General features: G+C 41.5%; 14 protein-coding genes. 6 read left to right on the forward strand and 8 right to left on the reverse strand.

The features are described 5' to 3' along the window. Positions 1–6: 6 nt before the first annotated feature. On the forward strand, positions 7–1,182 hold the full coding sequence (locus tag Bovatus_RS07975) for a DUF418 domain-containing protein (RefSeq protein ID WP_004300735.1): 1,176 nt from the start codon (positions 7–9) through the stop codon (positions 1,180–1,182). A gap of 389 nt (positions 1,183–1,571) precedes the next feature. Here Bovatus_RS07975 and Bovatus_RS07980 read toward each other — a convergent pair whose 3' ends face one another. The 3 genes from Bovatus_RS07980 to Bovatus_RS07990 form a co-directional block, all read right to left on the reverse strand. Then, positions 1,572–3,317, reverse strand: a complete 1,746-nt coding sequence (locus tag Bovatus_RS07980; RefSeq protein WP_004300737.1) for a phospho-sugar mutase — start codon at positions 3,315–3,317, stop codon at positions 1,572–1,574. A gap of 159 nt (positions 3,318–3,476) precedes the next feature. Continuing rightward, positions 3,477–5,120, reverse strand: coding sequence for a C69 family dipeptidase (locus Bovatus_RS07985; protein ID WP_032849015.1), 1,644 nt, complete (start codon positions 5,118–5,120; stop codon positions 3,477–3,479). Between the two features lie 28 nt (positions 5,121–5,148). After that, complete coding sequence (locus Bovatus_RS07990) at positions 5,149–6,801, reverse strand: M23 family metallopeptidase (protein ID WP_052588010.1); 1,653 nt, start codon at positions 6,799–6,801, stop codon at positions 5,149–5,151. Positions 6,802–6,999: 198 nt separating this feature from the next. Between Bovatus_RS07990 and Bovatus_RS07995 the strand changes: the two genes are divergently transcribed. The 5 genes from Bovatus_RS07995 to ald all read left to right on the forward strand — a co-directional run bounded on the left by Bovatus_RS07995 (position 7,000) and on the right by ald (position 16,720). Continuing rightward, positions 7,000–9,633 carry a zinc-dependent metalloprotease gene (locus Bovatus_RS07995; RefSeq protein ID WP_004300744.1) on the forward strand — a complete coding sequence of 878 codons (2,634 nt, stop codon included), beginning with the start codon at positions 7,000–7,002 and terminating at the stop codon, positions 9,631–9,633. A gap of 30 nt (positions 9,634–9,663) precedes the next feature. Then, positions 9,664–13,011 (forward strand): SusC/RagA family TonB-linked outer membrane protein, encoded by a 3,348-nt coding sequence (locus Bovatus_RS08000; protein WP_004300745.1) that lies wholly within the window; start codon positions 9,664–9,666, stop codon positions 13,009–13,011. A 10-nt stretch (positions 13,012–13,021) separates the two neighbouring features. Then, positions 13,022–14,359 carry a RagB/SusD family nutrient uptake outer membrane protein gene (locus Bovatus_RS08005; protein ID WP_004300747.1) on the forward strand — a complete coding sequence of 446 codons (1,338 nt, stop codon included), beginning with the start codon at positions 13,022–13,024 and terminating at the stop codon, positions 14,357–14,359. 440 nt (positions 14,360–14,799) lie between these two features. Further along, positions 14,800–15,483, forward strand: coding sequence for a WG repeat-containing protein (locus tag Bovatus_RS08010; protein ID WP_004300751.1), 684 nt, complete (start codon positions 14,800–14,802; stop codon positions 15,481–15,483). A 130-nt stretch (positions 15,484–15,613) separates the two neighbouring features. Continuing rightward, a complete protein-coding gene (gene ald, locus Bovatus_RS08015; RefSeq protein ID WP_004300753.1) occupies positions 15,614–16,720 on the forward strand; it encodes an alanine dehydrogenase in 1,107 nt (368 codons plus the stop codon). A 148-nt stretch (positions 16,721–16,868) separates the two neighbouring features. Here ald and Bovatus_RS08020 read toward each other — a convergent pair whose 3' ends face one another. From Bovatus_RS08020 to Bovatus_RS08040, 5 genes are all read right to left on the reverse strand, one after another. After that, entirely contained in the window at positions 16,869–17,807 is a 939-nt protein-coding gene (locus Bovatus_RS08020) for an NAD(P)H-dependent flavin oxidoreductase (protein ID WP_004300754.1), read from the reverse strand. A 169-nt stretch (positions 17,808–17,976) separates the two neighbouring features. Beyond that, complete coding sequence (locus Bovatus_RS08025; protein WP_004300755.1) at positions 17,977–18,702, reverse strand: DUF4858 domain-containing protein; 726 nt, start codon at positions 18,700–18,702, stop codon at positions 17,977–17,979. 177 nt (positions 18,703–18,879) lie between these two features. After that, positions 18,880–19,404, reverse strand: coding sequence for a DUF4943 family protein (locus Bovatus_RS08030; RefSeq protein ID WP_004304253.1), 525 nt, complete (start codon positions 19,402–19,404; stop codon positions 18,880–18,882). Between the two features lie 11 nt (positions 19,405–19,415). Then, the gene (locus Bovatus_RS08035; protein WP_004300757.1) at positions 19,416–20,465 is read right to left on the reverse strand and encodes a porin family protein; all 1,050 of its coding nucleotides are present in this window, start codon (positions 20,463–20,465) and stop codon (positions 19,416–19,418) included. Continuing rightward, positions 20,449–21,000 carry an RNA polymerase sigma factor gene (locus tag Bovatus_RS08040; RefSeq protein ID WP_004300758.1) on the reverse strand — a complete coding sequence of 184 codons (552 nt, stop codon included), beginning with the start codon at positions 20,998–21,000 and terminating at the stop codon, positions 20,449–20,451. Before Bovatus_RS08040 ends, Bovatus_RS08035 begins: the two co-directional genes overlap by 17 nt. Between the last annotated feature and the right edge of the window lie 84 nt (positions 21,001–21,084).

Raw genomic sequence — 21,084 nt, forward strand, 5'->3', positions numbered from 1 at the left:
AGCCCCATGGAATTATCAACAAAAACACCCCGAATTGAAGTAGTAGATGCTCTTAGAGGATTTGCTGTAATGGCCATCCTTCTGGTTCATAACCTGGAGCATTTCATTTTCCCCGTATATCCGGAAAGTTCTCCTGAATGGCTTACCATTTTGGATGCCGGAGTATTTAATGCGACATTTTCACTGCTTGCCGGAAAGTCTTATGCCATATTCGCTCTGCTTTTCGGATTCACTTTCTATATCCAGTCGCACAACCAGCAGTTGAAAGGAAAAGATTTTGGTTACCGCTTTTTATGGAGAATGATATTGCTGGCAGGATTCGCCACTCTGAATGCCGCTTTCTTCCCGGCAGGAGATGTCCTGCTTCTGTTTGTTGTAGTCAGTCTTGTACTATTTATCGTACGTAAATGGAGTGACAAAGCGATTCTAATCACCGCCATCTTGTTTTCACTGCAACCGATTGAATGGTTTCATTATATAATGAGCCTTTTCAATCCTGCCTATACCCTACCCGATTTGAATGTCGGAGCCATGTATGCTGAAGTAGCGGAATACACCAAAGCCGGAAGCTTTTGGGATTTTCTGATAGGTAATGTTACGCTGGGACAGAAAGCAAGTCTGTTTTGGGCTATCGGTGCCGGACGTTTCTTGCAGACTGCCGGACTTTTCCTGTTTGGCTTATATATCGGACGCAAAGAATTGTTCGTTACTACCGAATCTCATTTGAAGTTCTGGATGAAAGCACTTATTATTGCAGCTATCAGTTTCGCGCCACTGTATTCTCTGAAAGAACAGATCATGCAAAGTGACAGCAGTTTAATTCAGCAAACGGTAGGTACTGCCTTTGATATGTGGCAGAAATTTGCATTTACGATTGTACTTGTTGCTTCTTTCGTGTTGCTTTATCAGAAGGATCAGTTCAAGAAAACTGTATCTAATCTGCGATTCTACGGAAAAATGAGCTTGACCAATTATATTTCTCAATCTATTTTGGGAGCCATTATCTATTTCCCATTCGGATTCTATCTTGCTCCTTACTGTGGATATACTCTTAGCCTGATTATCGGTATTATTCTTTTCCTGGCGCAAGTTAGGTTCTGCAAATGGTGGCTGTCTAAACATAAACAAGGACCATTGGAAACAATATGGCATAAATGGACTTGGATAGGCACGAAGAAATAACAGAAAAAAAAGAAATAGCACTGACTGAAAAATAGACTAAGAAAGCAGGCCACGAAATACACATAACTACAAACGAACAACTTACGAATATGAAACTGAACGTATCACTCTAAAGCATCAACAAAACATGTGTATCCGCAGCCTGCGGGTTGAAATTGAGATGATGTCAATACAACAAGATTCTCGCAAGAAGGATTAGCAAGTGGACTTAAAGAATGCAAAGGAAATGAAAGAACTGTGCCAAGTTGGGGAAAAAGCCCGAAAATAGGCAGAATCAGGGCTATGTATAGAGAAAAAGAAGCGCCTCCATAATCTTCGAAAAGACCATGGAGGCGCTATTTATTATTTATCTTTCGTTATCTATATCTGAAATTTCAGAAGAAACAAAATCAGATACCCAATGATTTCTTCACTGCTTCAATCTTTTCCATTGCGGCAGATTCGGCAGAAGCATAACAATTGCGGCAACCCATTTCACCCTGAACTTCCATATAGAACTTAATCTTAGGTTCTGTACCTGAAGGACGAACGGAAACTTTGCTACCGTCTTCAGTGAAATATTGAAGTACGTTAGATGGTTCCGGCATATCGATTGCAGTTACGTTACCTTTATCATCTGTCTGTTTCAGTGTCTTATAATCTTTGCTCAAGATCACTTTAGAGCCACCCAATTCTTTCGGAGGATTGGCACGGAAGTTCTCCATCATAGCTTTGATTTCTTCTGCACCACTCTTACCCGGTTTCACTACGTTTACAGTAAACTCTTTAGAGAATCCGTATTCTACGTAGATATCCAGCAACAACTGATACAAGGATTTTCCATTATCTTTTGCCCATGCAGCAACTTCAGCAATCAAACAGCAAGCTGATACGGCATCTTTATCGCGAACGAAATCTTCGGCAAGGAATCCGTAGCTTTCTTCACCGCCACCGATATATTTCTGTTTGCCTTCACGCAGACGGATTTCACGGGCAATCCATTTAAATCCGGTGTAGCAGTCAAGCATTTCGATATTGTTCTTATCTGCGATTTTCTTGATTAGTTCAGTTGTAACGATTGTCTTCACGCAGAACTCGCCACCTTTAATCTTACCCAGTTGTTTGTACTGTGTCAGAATATAATAAAGGTACATCATACAAGTCTGGTTACCGTTAATCAGTACCCATTCGCCTTTATCATCCTTACAAGCAATACCCACACGGTCAGCATCCGGGTCGGAAGCCATAACGAGGTCAGCATCAATTTCTTTGGCAAGGTTTACAGCCATAGAAAGAGCTTCCGCGTTTTCCGGGTTCGGAGATACGACAGTCGGGAAGTTACCGTCCTTAATCATCTGTTCGGGCACAGTAAATACGTTTTCAAATCCCCACATTTTCAATGCACGAGGAATCAACATCATACCTGTACCGTGGATCGGAGTATAGACAATCTTCATGTCTTTGTGACGGGCGATAGCTGCCGGATCAATAGAAACAGTTTTCACCATATCCAAATAAATCTTATCGATGTCTTCACCGATAATCTGAATCAAATCCGGATTTCCCTGGAATTTAATATCGGCAGCAGAAGCAATTGCATTCACTTCGTCGATGATACCTTTATCGTGTGGAGCCAATACCTGTGCACCATCGTCCCAATATGCCTTGTAACCGTTGTATTCTTTCGGATTGTGAGAAGCAGTCAGAATGATACCGCTCTGGCAACCGAGGTGACGGATGGCGAAAGACATTTCCGGTGTCGGACGCATGTCGTCAAACAGATATACTTTGATACCATTGGCAGAGAAAATATTAGCAGAAGTCTCCGCAAACAAACGGCTGTTGTTGCGGCAATCGTGACCTACTACTACAGAAATCTGCGGCAGGTCTTTGAAGTTCTTTTTCAGATAGTTGGAAAGTCCTTGAGTGGCAGCACCTACCGTATAGATATTCATACGATTGCTACCTACACCCATAATACCACGCAGACCACCAGTACCAAATTCAAGATCTTTGTAGAAAGCTTCAATTAGTTCGGTTTTATCATCGTTTTCCAACATACGCTTCACTTCAGCCTGGGTTTCAGCATCATAAGCCGGGGTTAGCCATTTTTCGGCTTTTTCAGTGACCTGTTTAATAAGTTCCTGATTTTCCATTTCGATTGTTATTTATTGGTTAATGAATTATTTATTATCAATTTCTTGAGCACACAAATGTAAAATAATAAGTTTATAATTCCTATTCTTTTAATTGAAATTTGAGAATTAAGAATTAAAAAGCGATATACTTAATACCTAATATCTCATACTTAATATCTATTCTTGTGGCACTTTATATCTGTCACCAGTCTGCTTGACATATTCCTGCAAGAATTCTTTCGGATATCCGGGACGCATCACTCCGGCAGGTTGTCCAATAGAATTACGCTCAAACTGACCGTCTTTAACACGTTTCACCACTCCATCATTGTACTTCACAATCAAGAATGTACCCAATTGTTTCCAAGTATCGAAAGTGCTCTGTGCGGTCATATTTGTATAGTTTGTCAGAAAGTCAACCGCTGCGTTCTTATCTTTTGCCAGCAGTTTGGCAGCCATTTCTTCAATGCCTTCCTGTGCATTGTTGAAAGTAGTTTCCATTTCTTTCTGCGCTTCCCGTACATCACCGATCATCAAATCATAACGCGGATAGACCATATTAGATACCCAGTTGAAAATCCAGAAAGCAGAATTCCAGGAGAAAGTAATATAATCGGCCCCATCTACACGGGTATAACATACCGGCACTTTAGTAGCACAACAATAAACCGGGGTAAATACAGCCATGTTCGCATCATCCACACCAAACCAAAGTACACCGCCTATCGGGTCCGGCTTATGAGCCCGCATTTGTGCAACAAATACAAACCCGCTTTGTTGAGTGGAAATCGGACGTTCGTTGAAATATTCCTGGCCATCTACCTTGAAGTTCAGAGGAGAAAGACGGTAAGGTGTCTTATAAGGTCCGGCTCCAAAATCATTGGAGATGTCAAGGGGCGTTCCTTCATAATGGTCGCGCATCATATCTTTCACATCTTGCACGGATAACTTATGTTTCGGTTTCACAAAAAGAGGCATCGGCGTATTGGTCTTTCCCTCAATGTAAGGAAGATAATCTTTTCCGTTATCTGTGAACTTATTAAAATAGCTCCACACACGAGCCTCACAGAAACGGCGGGCACCAAAATCAAGAGGCGCATAGGCTAATGAGAAGCTAAAGTCTTTGTTTACTCCATTAAAATATCCCTTCTCGCGGGCAAAAGAAACGACATCCGGAGAGTACATGCAGTTTTCCTTGTCGTTCATATCAAACTGGTGGATACGTGACTGGTTGGCATGGGCCGAAATGCAATCATCGGGCACACGTACAGCTACCCAAACTGCTCCACGGATGCCGGGACCTTTACCAATCATTTCCATAATCCATATTTCGTTCGGATCGGCAATAGTAAAGGATTCTCCTTCGCTATAATAGCCGTATTGCTGCACTAAGTCGGTCATGATCTTAATTGCTTCACGGGCAGTGCGCGAACGTTGCAAACCGATATAAATCAGACTTCCGTAATCGATAATCCCTGTAGAATCGGCCAATTCCGGACGTCCGCCAAAAGTTGTCTCACCAATGGTAACCTGATATTCATTCATATTACCGACTACATTGTAAGTCTGGCGTGCCTGCTCTATTTCTCCCAGATACTTGCCGGTATCCCATTCATAAACTTTCAGCATCGTACCTTTTGGATAGGTAGCAGCCGGATAATGATAAAGTTCTCCGAATAAGCCATACGAGTCGGCAGAATAGGAAACAATCGTCGAGCCATCGGCAGACGCATTTTTTCCGACAATCAGGTTGGTGCAGGCGAAGGTGTTCGCCACAGCCGCCATCAATACGGCGGCACAAAGAATAATTCTTCTCTTCATAATAAATATATGATTCACTTTTAATAATTTACCAAACAAAGCTTTCACGGGCCACTGTTTCATTCCCACAATAGTCGGTCACTGTAAATTCAACAGTATGCTTGCCTCCTTTCTTTACGCGTTTGGGGTCCAACGTACATTCCCAGTATGATTTCACAATATTGGGACGTCCGAAAAGCGCATACTTTCCGTCAATCGTTCCACGATAGGAAGCAATTCCCGCGCCCTGATCTTTCAAACGATAGACAATTTTTCCGTTTCTTCCCCACTGATTCTTGTTGACAGGGATAATCTCCGGCGGGATGGTATCGATGGCAACAGTGTAAGTTCCCAACTCCCGGATAGATGCTTTCATGTATCCGTCTTCATACTTTCCGCCTACGCTGTACTTTCCTCCTTTTGGAGTTATGCGGGCCACATAATATTTCGTCGTATCGGCAATTGGTTTTCTACGCAACCCGATACACAGTTCACAAGCTGCATGCAGCGGAACCGCCTTATCATTCAGTTGATAAGTAAAAGCAACGGCACCACTATCCGCCTTCACCTGATAATTGAGGGGAACATCATCATACAACATTCCTTTCGGAACAACCAAGTTCAATCCCGGTTCTTGCAGATAATTAGTCTTATTCCAGGTAAAATAATATTTCTCCCGATGATTCAACGGTTCAATCGGCAGTTTCCGCCCCCGTACGGTGAAACTATATTTGGAAGTGTTTCCAAAAGCATCTTTTAATGTATATAAGAACTGATAGTCCCGTTCCTCATCAATCGTCACCAAGCCACGGTTATCATTCGATGCTTTTAGCAGACGCAAAGTGTTGCCCGGATCAATGAATGATTTCATATATTGCCCATAAGTCCAGGAATTAATCATCCGGTTCTCTTCCTGCGAGAAGCGATCTACGGTGCTACGAAATATTTCATTGCCATCTACTGTAAGCACAACCGAATAAACTCCATAATGGTTATTCACTCCATCCATGTAATCGTATGCTTTGATCCCCACGCCTATCACTCCCCATGCTTCCACCGGACGCTCACTATTGGGAAGGATGGTTTTATTCTCTTGCTTTCCATCCACTACTCCTTTACCCAGTTGTGGAAAAAATAGGATACCATCCGCTTTCGGAGCACGCGTATCTTTTATTTTCGATTGAAAGAAAGGCATAGGGTCAATATAATCTCCCGATTCCGTTTCAAATACATCCAGGTGAAGATGCGGACCGAACGAATATCCGGTGTTTCCGCTCCATGCGATCTGCTGGCCTCCTTTTACCGGATATTCTCCCGGTTCGGGAACAATCTCTACTTCCCAGCTTTCTTCTTCATATTGAAGTTTCTCCACCCTTTCGGCAATGGGAGAAACAAAACCACTCAAATGGCGGTTGATCGTTGAATAGCCATTGTGATAACAGACATCAAGTACATATCCCGAACCATTCGTGACGCGAATACGCGAAATATAGCCATCAGCGAGAGCACGAACGGGTTTACCGATAACTCCGCCTGTCTTAAAATCCAGTCCGCCGTGGAAGTGATTGGAGCGGATTTCTCCAAAGTTCCCACTCAATGTAAGAGGAAAGTCAAAAGGAGGTACAAAGGTTACTTGCTTCTTCTCTTGTCCATACCCTCCGATGCAGCAAGCCAGCATCAAAGCAGTGATATATCGTCTCATCATTCCGTTCACTTTTTTACTCCCGCAAATGTACACTATTCCCACTAAACTATGAAATATCCGAGGAGAATGATGACCGTAGATACTAGTTAATATTTCTTTTTAATGTTATATTCATTGCAAATTAGTAGTCATTATGTTATTTATATTAGTACTTTTGTAGCCGTTTTTTAATTATAATTAAAAGTTAGAAACTCAATGAGAATGTATGTAAAAGTAATGGCAGCGGTCATTGCATGTATATTGCTGAGTGGAGAAGCGCTCTCGGCATTTGCAACTACCCCCGCTACAGAAAATCTGAGTTGGTTTAAAAAGAAAAAGAAAAAACCAGAAGAGAAAGAAGAGAAGAGTAAAAGCGACTACGAGAAATTAGTGGAAGACAGTAAAACGACCAAAGGGATGTTTGCTGTACATCAAAAGAAGAATGATTATTATTTTGAAATTCCCACCTCACTTTTGGGACGTGACTTATTAGTTGTCAATAAGCTGCAACGAGTTCCTGCCGAACTTAATGATGCGGGTGTAAACCGCGGAGTAAACTATGAAAACCAGATGGTTTGCATGGAATGGGACAAAGCGACGGGCAAACTAATGTTACGCCAACAACGTCCATTACCTCTGGCCCCCCAAACGGACGCTATCTTCCGTTCGGTAAAGGATAATTTTATCTCTCCGCTGATTGCCGCATTCAAGATCGAAGCAGTCAATGCAGATTCTACGGCATTAGTAATCAAGGTGAATGATATTTATGATGGTACGGAAACCAGTATCAATAACGTATTTACCAATATTAATCTGGGTACTTCGGCTATCAAGAATTTATCACGTATTCTATCCATCAAATCCTTTTCAAACAATGTCGTGGCAACTTCCGAGTTGACTACCCGGGTAACGGAAGGTACTACTACTGTTTATGTAACGGTGGAAGTTAGTTCTTCTATTCTCTTATTACCCGAAAAGCCGATGATGGGACGGTTCGACAATCAGAAGGTCGGTTATTTCACGAATCCGTTATTAAGTTTTAGTGATGCGCAGCAGCGTACGGATAAGACACAGTATATCACCCGCTGGCGTATGGAACCCAAACCGGAAGATCGGGAGGCTTATCTGAAAGGTCAGATGGTGGAACCTGCCAAACCGATTGTCTTCTACATTGATAATTCAACGCCTTACCAATGGCGTACGTACATTAAGAAAGGTATTGAGGACTGGCAGATTGCTTTTGAAAAGGCTGGTTTCAAGAATGCGATTATCGCCAAGGAAATCACGGACAGTATGCATGTAGATATGGACGATGTCAACTACTCCGTACTGACTTATGCAGCTTCAGAAAAGAAAAATGCAATGGGACCTTCTCTGTTAGATCCACGTTCCGGAGAAATTCTGGAAGCTGATATTATGTGGTGGCACAATGTGCTTTCTATGGTACGTGAATGGATTACTGTCCAGACCGGAACAGTGTGTCCGGAAGCACGTAATGTACAATTGCCTGATGCTTTGATGGGAGATGCCATTCGATTCGTTGCCTGTCATGAGGTAGGCCACTCTCTGGGACTCCGCCACAATATGATGGGTTCATGGGCTTTCCCGACAGATTCATTACGTTCCGAAGCATTCACTTCCAGAATGAACTCTACCGCTTCATCTATCATGGATTATGCACGATTCAATTATATCGCACAGCCTGGAGATGGCGTGAAAGTTCTTTCTCCGCATATCGGTCCATACGATATGTTCGCTATCGAATATGGATATCGTTGGTACGGAAAGAGTACTCCGGAAGAAGAAAAGGATATTTTATTCGATTTCTTGAGCAAACATACTGATCGGCTTTATAAATATAGTGAAGCACAGGATGTCCGCGATGCGGTAGATCCACGTGCACAGAACGAAGATTTAGGTGATGATCCGGTTCGCTCTTCTTTACTTGGCATTGAGAATCTGAAACGTATCGTTCCACAAATTCTTCAATGGACTACTACCGGTGAGAAGGGACAAACTTATGAAGAAGCATCTCGCCTCTACTACGCTGTAATCAACCAATGGAACAACTATTTATATCATGTCCTTGCCAATATTGGCGGCATCTACATTGAAAATACAATTGTAGGAGACGGCGTTAAAACTTATACATTCGTAGAGAAAGAGAAACAACAAGCTTCACTGAAATTTCTGATGGATGAAGTTTTGACATACCCTAAATGGCTGTTTGACACGGAAGTGGGGCAATATACTTATCTACTTCGCAATACTCCCATCGGAAAACAGGAAAATGCTCCTACACAAATCTTAAAGAACGCCCAAGCCTATATCCTTTGGGATTTACTTGGCAATACTCGTTTGATGCGTATGATAGAGAATGAATCTGTCAACGGAAAGAAAGCCTTTACAGTAGTGGAACTTATGGACGGACTTCATAAGAATATTTTCGGTGTTACCGAACGCGGTGGTATCCCTAATGTTATGGAACGTTCTTTGCAGAAAAACTTCCTCGATGCATTACTTACAGCCGCTGCAGAACCGGAAGCCGTTAAAATCAACAAGAAGATTGCAAACGAGCATTTCTTGCTTGACCACGCTACTCCTTTCTGTAGCTGTTACGCTGCCGAACAACGTGCACTTCGTCAGGAAGACCGGATGGGTGCTCCACGTGTGCTCAATTTCTATGGCAGTCAGCTCAACCGTATTTCAGATGCTATCTCTGTGAAACGCGGTGAATTATTACGTATCAAGAAGTTGTTGCAGAACCGTCTCGGAACTTCCGATACTGCTGCACGCTATCATTATGAGGACATGATTCTACGTATTAATACTGCTTTAGGAATCAAATAAAACCACTTATTACTTTAACTATCTACATTAATGAGAAAAAAATACTTGTGCATTCTTATATGCCTCTTTGCAAATGCGCTGGCCTTTGCCAGCGCTGCTAATCGTACAATCACCGGAGTCGTTATATCCGGTGAAGATAATGAACCTCTGATCGGTGCTTCCGTATATGTTAACGCAGATGACTTGAAAAAGGCCGGAGCATCACAGACTTCTCTAGGTACTATCACTGATATGGATGGTAAATTCTCCATTTCCATTCCGGAAAAGGTGACTAGGTTACATTGTAGTTATATAGGATTTGAAGAACAAGACATCGTTTTGCAAGCAGGAAAAGATACTTATCGTATTGTACTTCAAGCTTCATCACACACATTAGGAGACGTAGTAGTAACTGGTTATCAAGAACTGGAACGTCGTAAACTGACTGCTGCCATTGCCAAAGTAGATGTTACAGATGGAATGGTAGGTGCTGCAAAAAGTATCGATCAGGCGTTAGCAGGACAAATCGCCGGTGTAGCTGTTACGACAACTTCTGGTGCACCGGGAGCTCCAGCACGTATTCGTATTCGTGGTACGGCTTCATTAAATGGAACACAAGACCCATTATGGGTATTGGATGGAATACCTTTGGAGGGGACAGATATTCCAGAGATTAACAAAGATAACGATAATGACATTGTAAATATGTCACAATCTTCTATCGCAGGTTTGAGCCCAAACGACATTGAAAGCATTACGATATTAAAAGATGCAGCTGCTACTGCCATTTATGGCGCACGTGCTGCAAATGGTGTAATTGTGGTAACAACCAAAAGAGGAAAAACCGGAAAACCTGTTATTAACTTCAATACTAAATTGACTTATACTCCAAATCTCAATACTTCACGACTCAACTTACTAAACTCGGAAGAGAAAGTCGATTTGGAACTTCAATTATTAAAAGAAGCACGGTTTGACATATTATGGGGATTAACAGATCCGATACCGGTATTTCCTGAAAAAGGAAAAGTTGCTGCTATCATGAAACAATATAACTTAATAGACATCTATAAAGAACAGGGGTGGAACGGACTGACACCTGAAGCCCAAAATGCTATAAACAAACTGAAAACAATCAATACAGACTGGAATGATATATTATTCAGAGATGCTTTCACGCAAGAATATAACTTTAGCATTTCCGGTGGTAGCGAAAAGGTTACTTATTACAACTCACTTGGTTATGTCAAAGAAAACGGAAATGTACCAGGTGTAAGCATGAGCCGTTTTAATCTGACCAGTAAAACGTCTTACCAAATCAACAAAATATTAAAAATTGGAATGTCTATTTTTGCCAACAGACGCAAGAATAACACATTTATGACTGATACTTACGGACTTATTAACCCTATATATTATTCACGTATCGCCAACCCTTACTTTGCTCCGTTTGACGAACAAGGAAACTACCTTTACGATTACGACGTAGTCAGAAGTAATGAAACAGATGAAAAGCAAGGCTTTAATATATTCGAAGAACGAGCAAACACCAATAAAGAATCTGTCACCACAGCCATCAATTCTATCTTTGATGTTCAGCTACGTTTTAACGATCAGTGGAAAGTTTATTCACAGATTGGTGTGCAATGGGATCAATTGTCGCAAGAAGAATATGCCGGGATAAATTCATATAATATTAGGAATATACGTGAAACCAATAAATATTGGAAAAATGGTGTACAAACCTATCTTATACCAGAAGGAGGCATGCTTAAAACAACTAATAGTACAACCTCACAACTCACATGGAAAATCCAAGGAGAATACAAAAACACATTTGGGGATATACATGACATACAAATAATGGCTGGTTCGGAAATTCGCAAAAACTGGGTAGACAACCAAGCCTCAACCGGATACGGATATGATCCCAAGAAACTAACATTCCAGAATCTCATATTTAAAGATGAAGCACAAGCCAATGATTGGAATCTAAAAACTAAATCGTACAAGGAAAACGCTTTTGCTTCTTTCTTTGCCAATGGTTCATATACTTTAATGAATCGTTATACATTGGGAGGAAGTGTGCGCATGGATGGTTCTGATTTATTCGGAGTAGATAAGAAATACCGTTTCTTACCAATCTATTCGGTAAGTGGTCTATGGCGTTTATCAAATGAGTCGTTCATTAGACAATACAAATGGATTGATAATTTAGCTCTTCGCCTTTCTTATGGTTTACAAGGAAATATTGATAAGGGAACCTCTCCATTCCTAGTCGGAAAATATGATAATGTGAATATTTTACCTGGTTACAGTGAAGAAAATATTATTATCAATAGTGCTCCCAACAGTAAATTACGCTGGGAAAAAACTGCATCTTACAATCTAGGAATAGATTTTTCTGTACTCAATCAAGCCATCAATCTTAGTGTAGATTACTACTATAGAAAAGGAACAGACTTAATTGGTTCTAAAGCATTAGCTTTAGAAAATGGATTCACTAATATGTCTATAAACTGGGCTAGTATGGAAAATAAAGGTGTAGAAATAAACCTGCAGACACGTAATATCACCACTAAAAATTTCTCTTGGTACACTACTTTCAACTTCGCATATAATCAAAATAAAGTACTAAAAGTACTTACAGATAAAAGCCAAGTGACTCCTAGTCTGGAAGGATATCCTGTAGGTGCAATCTTTGCACTAAAAACAAAAGGTATAAATCCTGATACAGGACAAATCTATCTTGAGAATAAAGAGGGAAAAGCTGTCACTGTAGAAGAGTTATTCAGAATGACATCGAATGAAGATGGTCTTGGCACTTACCAAATAGGACCAAGTACTGAAGAACAAAGAGACTTTTACAGCTATGTTGGAACGTCAGATGCTCCCTACACGGGCGGTTTTCTAAATACGTTCAATTACCGAAATTGGGAACTGAATCTGAATTTTTCATATAATTTTGGAGCACACGTAAAAACAACTCCAAGTTATAATGTATCCGACTTAGACCCAGGGCGCAATATGAATAGAGACATACTGGATAGATGGACACCGGAAAATACAACAGGAAAGTTCCCTGCATTAGCAACGTACAATTACAATCCGGCCGACTACTACTTGTTCAGTACTCGAAATGACATTTACAGATCACTGGATATCTGGGTAAAAAAGCTAAGCTTTGTACGTCTACAAAATATACGTCTTGCTTACCGGGTTCCATCCGAATGGCTTCATAAACTAAGTATCGGCGGAGCAACTGTAGGATTAGAGGCTCGTAACCTATTCGTTATCAGCTCTAATTATGATAATTATATGGATCCGGAGTCAATGGGCAACTTATACTCTACCCCAGTTCCCAAATCCATTACCTTCAATCTAAGTCTTAACTTTTAAAAAATATATTATGACAAAGAAAATATATTATATATTCACATTAATAGGAAGCCTGTTATTATCTTCCTGTGATAGTTATTTGGACATACAACCAGTAGGCCAAGTAATTCCCAATACGCTAGCTGAATACAGAGCTTTATTCACAACAGCTTACAATACAGCACTCAATGACAGAGGAATATGCGAAATCAGAACAGATATCGCAACCATATTACAGTCTGATGCCACTTCCAAAAATTCTTTAGGAGATGTTGAAAAATGGAATGATGTTAATCCGAATGCAAGTACGAGACAATTTGGATGGGCGGCCTATTATACCAATATCTATTATGCCAACGCAATCATCGATAAAAAAGATGAAATATCAGAAGGAAGCCAAGAAGATATTAATCAATTAGTTGGAGAAGCTTACCTCATGAGAGCATATATGCATTTCATATTGGTCAATCTTTATGGACAACCTTATACAGCTACCGGAGCATTAGAAACCAAAGCAGTTCCTCTAAAACTCAATACTGATTTAGAAGAAATACCATCAAGAAATACTGTAAAGGAAATATATACCTCTATTTTATCTGATATAGAAACAGCACGGAAACTGATTAATAAAAAAGAATGGGAAATTCAATATTCATACCGTTTTTCAACATTATCAGTAGATGCTATGGAATCACGGGTATATTTATACATGGGTGAATGGAGCAAATCTTATGAAGCTTCGGAACGTATATTAGCCGGAAAATCGACATTGGTAAACCTAAATGATGAAGGAGGCAAACTTCCTAATGAATTTACATCTGTAGAAATGATCACTGCCTATGAAGTTTTTCCAAATAGCGATTATGCCGGATCACTCTTACTTTACCCTTCATTTTTACAAGAATATGAGGAAGGAAAAGATCTACGTCCAAACAAGTATTATCAAGCAAATAAAAATGGAAATTATACTTCCATCAAAAGTGGTGAATCTAAATTCAAATGTACTTTCCGCACCGGAGAGCTTTATTTAAATTCAGCAGAAGCTGCTGCACATTTAAACAAATTACCTGAAGCACGTACCCGGCTCTTGAAACTAATAGAGAATCGTTATACATCAGAAGGTTATGAGCAGAAAAAGAATGAAATAAATGCGATGAGCCAAGAAAAGCTAGTCACAGAAATTCTGAAAGAACGTGCTCGCGAGCTTGCTTTTGAAGGCCATCGCTGGTTTGATTTACGCCGAACTACCCGACCGGAAATCAAAAAAGAAATTGAAGATGTAACCTACACACTTGTACAAGATGATTCCCGTTACACATTGCGTATTCCACAAGATGCAATTGATGCTAATCCCGGACTTTTAAACTAATAACCAAGCATTTTTCATAGAAACAAACCGCCTGACATCATAGACTAAAAAGCTCCCTTTACCTAAAGCGTAAAAGGAGCTTTTTTTAATCTATCTACTAGCCATTTCTCATTTTGTACACCTACCTCATTCACCATTAAATCTTTATCCCCTAAAAGCATTGTTCTTTAACAAGAAATCCGTATCTTTGTAGCGACTTATTACGATTAATAACGTAGAAGCGTTTAGAATATTATCTCTATTCAGAATCTGGTAAATTCTTTAATTGGGGAGATAATGGCAACTAAGCGTTCACGTCTTTGTTATATGCAAGGGCGTGGACTCTGTTGTTCATTTCCCAATAGGTTTACCAGAGCCTTGAATAGAATGAACTAACGACGTCCACGCTTCTCTTGTATATATATGGTATCCGGACGCTTACCACACAAACAATAAAGGTAATGAGCAGCACTATTACAAAGTTCTTCGCTTCTTTTTTAGCTTATGGGGTAGCTAATAAGAAAAAGCGCTTCTCGGCAATTGGCCGTTTCTCCGAAGGATTGGCTCCGGTAAAAGGAAAAATCCAATGGGGATACATTAATAAAGAGTATGACATTGTCATTCCTCTAATGTATGAACGGGCTTTCTCGTTTAAAGAAGGATTAGGGATGGTAGTACTCAATTCTCAATACGGATTCATCGACCATACCGGACAAATACGGATTCCGTTTAAATACGCAGCCGCTCACTCGTTTGAGCAAGAATGTGCACGAGTATGTCACGATGGATTATGGGGACTGATTGACAGACAAGGAAACTACATTCTTCCACCGACTTACAGTCAAATGGAGCAATTCGCGGAAGGATTAGCCCTCGTCTCACTACACAACAAAGTAGGATTCATTAATAAGAAAGGAGAAGTTGTCATTCCGCTGGAATATGATAACGGATGCTCTTTTTCCGAAGGATTGGCTGCTGTTTGCATTGAAAGCCAGTCATCCAAGTGGGGATACATAAACAAAGATAATGAAGAAGTACTTCCTTTTAAGTACGATATTGCAGAACCCTTTTATAACAACATAGCTCGAGTGGGTCTCTATGGAAAAAGCATGAAAATCAACAAGCAGGGCAGTGAATGTCTATAAAACAACCACTCTACGCATTTATTCATCTCAACACGCGAAGACATTCTGTTCTAAAACATCCCCTTACGAACAACAACGTAAGGGGATTTTTCGTACTTTCGAACATGTTAAATCTTTAATACGCAACATTATGATTATCGGAGTACCAAAGGAAATCAAAAACAATGAGAACCGTGTAGGCATGACACCTTCGGGAGTGGCTGAAGTGGTAAAACAAGGGCATCGGGTATTTATCCAACATACAGCGGGAATAAATAGCGGTTTTCCGGATGAAGCATATCAAGCTGTCGGCGCACATATCCTGCCAACAATAGAAGATATTTACGCCACTGCCGAGATGATCGTAAAGGTGAAAGAACCGATAGTCACCGAATATAACTTAATCAGAAAAGGACAGTTACTATTCACTTATTTCCATTTTGCTTCCGACCGGGAGTTAACCCTCGCCATGCTCTCCAACAAATCAATATGCCTGGCTTATGAAACTGTAGAAGAAGCAGACCACTCATTACTTTTATTAATTCCCATGAGTGAAGTTGCCGGACGTATGTCTATCCAGGAAGGCGCCCGTTTTCTGGAAAAACCGCAAGGCGGAAAAGGTATCCTTTTGGGAGGTGTACCAGGTGTTAAACCGGCTAAAGTATTAATTTTAGGAGGTGGAGTTGTAGGTAGCAATGCCGCACAAATGGCTGCTGGAATGGGGGCAGATGTCACTATTACAGATATAAATCTGGCACGTCTGCGCTATTTGAGCGAGACACTGCCGAAGAATGTAAAGACATTATACGCATCCGAACTAAGAATCAGAAAAGAATTGCCGGATGTAGATTTAGTTGTCGGCTCTGTACTGATTCCCGGTGATAAAGCACCACATTTGATTACCAAAGAGATGCTTTCAATGATGCAGCCCGGCACAGTATTAGTAGATGTAGCAATCGATCAGGGAGGATGTTTTGAAACCTCTCACCCGACCACTCACAGTGCACCGACCTATATTGTAGATGGAATCGTTCATTATGCAGTAGCTAACATTCCGGGAGCTGTACCTTACACTTCCACCCTTGCACTGACCAATGCTACCCTCCCCTATGTGATCGCTTTAGCAAATAAGGGATGGAAAAAAGCCTGCAAAGAAAATACAGCATTAGCACTCGGATTAAATATCGTAGAAGGAAAAATCGTTTATAAGGCCGTAGCCGACGTATTTGGTTTAAAGTACGATCCTATCAGCCTATAACTATGCATTTTCACCATACAGTAACACAAAGCCTTGCAGAGTTTTTTCTTTTTCCAAATAAGGCCATCTCAATGTCTTACGCCTTCGATTGATGATCTTTTAAAAAAACTCTGCAAGACTTTGTATTACTCTGTGGTGAGCTATATCTTTAAAATAAATAATCTTTCTTTGCCGCCCGTTGATAAGCCGCTACCAATTCGTTCATTACTTCTGCCACAGACTGCCGACGGGATATGATTGCCGAAACTTGTCCGATCTCCAATTCCCCTTCTTCCAGATCACCTTCGAAGATTCCTTTTTTAGCACGCCCCCGTCCTAATAAAGTTCTCAAATCTTCAGCACTAGCTCCACTATCTTCAGCCTTCTCCACCGCTTCGCGGAAAGCATTCTTTACCAAACGTGTCGGAGCCAGCTTTTTCAACAACAACTTAGTATCCCCTTCTCTGAGACTCAAGCAATAATCTTTAAATACCGAACTCGCTGAACTCTCTTCAGTAAGAGCAAAACGGGTTCCTATCTGCACCCCTTCGGCTCCCAACACCATAGCAGCCAATACTCCTTCCCCTGTGCCGACACCTCCTGCAGCTATCAAAGGTAATGTTGTTGCCTCACGTACAGCCGGAATCAAACAGAAAGTCGTTGTTTCTTCGCGTCCATTATGCCCTCCGGCTTCGAACCCTTCTGCCACTACCGCATCTACTCCAGCCTCCTCACATTTTACAGCAAAACGGGAAGAAGAAACAACATGAACAACCGTTATTCCACGCTCTTTCAACCACCCAGTCCACGTTTTCGGATTTCCGGCAGAGGTAAAAACAATCTTCACTCCCTCTTCCACCACAATATTCATAATCTCTTCTATCTGGGGATACATCAAAGGAATGTTTACACCAAAAGGCAATTTTGTGGCCGCATTACATTTACGGATATGCTCGCGTAAAGTGTCCGGATGCATGGAACCGGCACCTATCAATCCCAGTCCACCGGCATTGCTCACAGCAGAAGCAAGACGCCAACCGCTGCACCACACCATACCACCTTGAATAATAGGATACTGAATACCCAGAAGAGAAGTAATTCTATTCATAACCAATAATTTATCTATGAGTTAATATACTAAGATACCAATAATAGCGACAGAGCTATATAACAATGCGCCAACATAACAACACACAAATATACTAATTATTCAATTACAAACATTCTCTAGTCAGTACATTAGCGCATTGCTACATCAACACATCATTATAACGCCTTCAACGGGCAATCTGTTCGATTGGTTTATTTATCAACACAGTGGTAGAATCTCCATAAGTTCTCAACACTTCCAATGTGCGGGCACGGTTATCCCGTCCCGTCTTATTCCAGAAATCTTTTGTAAAGACAGCCATCAGGTCAAGTCCGCCGATAGTTCCACCATTGATATACACTCCACTCCCACTAAACAAGGGAATAGGTGCATCCATCACTACCGTGTTCACCATCATTCCGTTAGCACGTTCACCCAACTGACGGAAACGCACCCCACTCGCCTGTATCTCATCCAACGACTTACGCATTCCTTTTGCCATCGGATTGCGTGCCCAGTTTGAATAAGATCTTTGATGGCGTATCTCGTAGAAAGGATCACCCCGCCAGGTATTTTTATCGATCTTTATCTTCTTCTGATAGATGGGATCCCAGTTATAGCGGGTATTCGCTTTATATGGCATCAGAGTCAACATCACTTTCGGTTTAGGCAACGCTTCAGGAAGCGATTCGTCAGGCATCATCCAGCTTTTCTCCTCCGACATCCGGGGAGTACCCACTGCGCTTCCGAAATCAATCGACTTCACAGCATCCATATTTAAATGCAACTCCTGGTCACTCTCCAGCAATTTCTTCAAATGCAAAGAATCTTGCGCCGTCCATACTTGCGAATATGCAAATACAGCGGTCAGGCACAGTGCCATCGTTGTTATAACCCGTTTTAATCCATCCATTCTTTTTACTCTTTCATTACCTATATTTCGGAGCACTTCATATACATTTGTACGTATAAGAGGCTATCTTTTGAGCGTAATAATCCCCCTGTCAGCAGCAAAAGACTACTGATACAAACAAATATTCCCACATGAATGTTTCCTATTTTTTACTTTCCGAAGGCTCCTCCCCCTTTATTACCACCAACGATAACCCGATCCGCAAAGCGGCTCATCGTAGCACGGATCAATTGTCCATCTCGTTTTCGGATATTGGCGTTCTTCCCACCAACTACGATAACAAGCGGCTGCATCGAGTACTTCCTCATCGGTCAGGAAATAGATTGCTTCATAATTTTCAGCATTCGCCAATACCATTTTGCAACCTAATGACGGAGGTGTGCCCTGACGGATAGATTCAATCACCCAAAGCATACACTCACCCAACCGAATCTTACCGTTGTTCATATTATAAACCGACGGAAAAGAAGGGATAATAGTCAGATCTTCTGCATATTTTAAAAGTTCGGGGATATCCTCTTCCGTGAAATGAGGAACCTCCACCACCCCTTTTTCATTCTTCATCTTGTACGTACCCGACTTCAATTGCTTCACAAAAAGAGCAACATCCGGATTGTTATAATCCATTTCTTCGCTGGTGCATCCTGTAAAGGATACGATCAGGCAAACAGCCATCCACAGCATTAGTAGTGTTTTTTTCATTTTCATAAGGATTAATACGTCATGCGGAGTCCGCAAAGTAAATTAAAATTAGTCGGCCGTTTTGTTCGTACCGTAGCCAATTTCGAATCTGTCTTAAAATGATGCGAAACTCCGGGTTCGGCAAAAACAGCAAGTCGGTCATTAATCTTATAGTTGATTCCAATACCGGCAGTCACTGCCAGCTGGATAGGTTCTTCTTTAAAACTGTTGTCCGGTGCACCGGCAATACATTTATCGGCTATTCCTCCTACAGTAGCGTAAAGGTCGATTTTTTTCGTATCTACCAATGTCACGTTCACTTTAACGGGGATTCCCAGATAGTGCAAGTGCTGCCCTGCAGAACGGAGGTTCGAATAGAGCAATCCGGTTTCTATGCCAAGAAAATCGTTCAACTTACGCTCTACCGTCACCCCTGCGGAAACCGGCATTTTATAAGTACCGTTATCTGCCGGAAGTGCTGTACCCACTTGAACTTTCATCGCCCAGCGATGCTTTTTCACTGCTTTGGGTTGAGACATATCGACATTCGACTGTTCTTCCGAAGCGACAGATGATTCTGTATTACCGTTTGTTGCCTGCCAATAACCATTATGCCCCTGATTACCATATCGGTTGCCATTTCCCGTAGAAGTAGTGGAAGAAAAAGAAAACGACATAGAGAAAGTGATTGAAAGAGAATCTTCTTCCTCCGTATATTGCGACAGCATACCGTAAGATTTCGGAGCCGGTTTCGGCAACACCGGTTCTACCGGCAACGGCAACTGATTGACGCGTATTCCATCTCCATCCATCTGTCCTCCATTCGTCACGGCTATCTTTGTAAATGCTTCTTCCATTTCCTCCTTTGGAGAGAAATACAAGAAAGTAGCCGACGAGGCTGCCAAAACAAGCAATACAGATGCCGCAGCCGCTACACGGAAGAGCAGAATCCGACGACGATGCTGGCAAGCCACAGGAATTTCCTGCGAGAGCTCTTCCCAAAAGCCATCCCGTACACTCATCCCGGCATCAGCGAGACGCGTGCGAAACAGATCGGTTATTTCATCATTTTCTTTCTTCATGATTTCTATACTCTTTAATTCTTTTTGCTAACAAATATTTGGCCCGGTGCAGCTGCGAAGTAGATGAATGCTCTTTAATATGAAGCATCTTGGCTATCTCCTTGTGCGATTTCTCTTCAAACACATAAAGGTTGAAAACGGTTCGGCAACCATCCGGCAATTCGGCAATAAAAGCCATCAACTGCTCTTCGGAGATTCCAGCCCCTCCTCCCGAATCCGATATATCCGGTATATCGGGAAGCTGCTCTTCATGCACTACCAACTGGCTGACTCGCTTCTCCCGTCGCAGGAAATCGAGTGATTGAGTAACCATCACCCGGGTAATCCATGTACAAAGTGAAGACTCACCCCGGAACGAAAAGTTGGTAAAAATCTTGATGAAACCGTCATGCAGTACATCGTGCGCCGCATCCATATCGCCCGTATAGCGGAAACATACCGCCAGCATCTGCTTGGAATAGAGAGTGTAAAGTTCCTTTCGGGCTGAATCCTTTCCTGCCCGACAGCCCTTTATCAGTTCTATCTCGTTTTCCAAAGTCAATTACTTTTTTTAAAATCGAACGTATGTCTGCGTCGTTTGCTCATTAGACGCGAGAGTTTGAGGAATGCTGCAATGGAT

Origin of the sequence: Bacteroides ovatus (assembly GCF_001314995.1) — a bacterium.
Classification (GTDB): Bacteria; Bacteroidota; Bacteroidia; order Bacteroidales; family Bacteroidaceae; genus Bacteroides; species Bacteroides ovatus.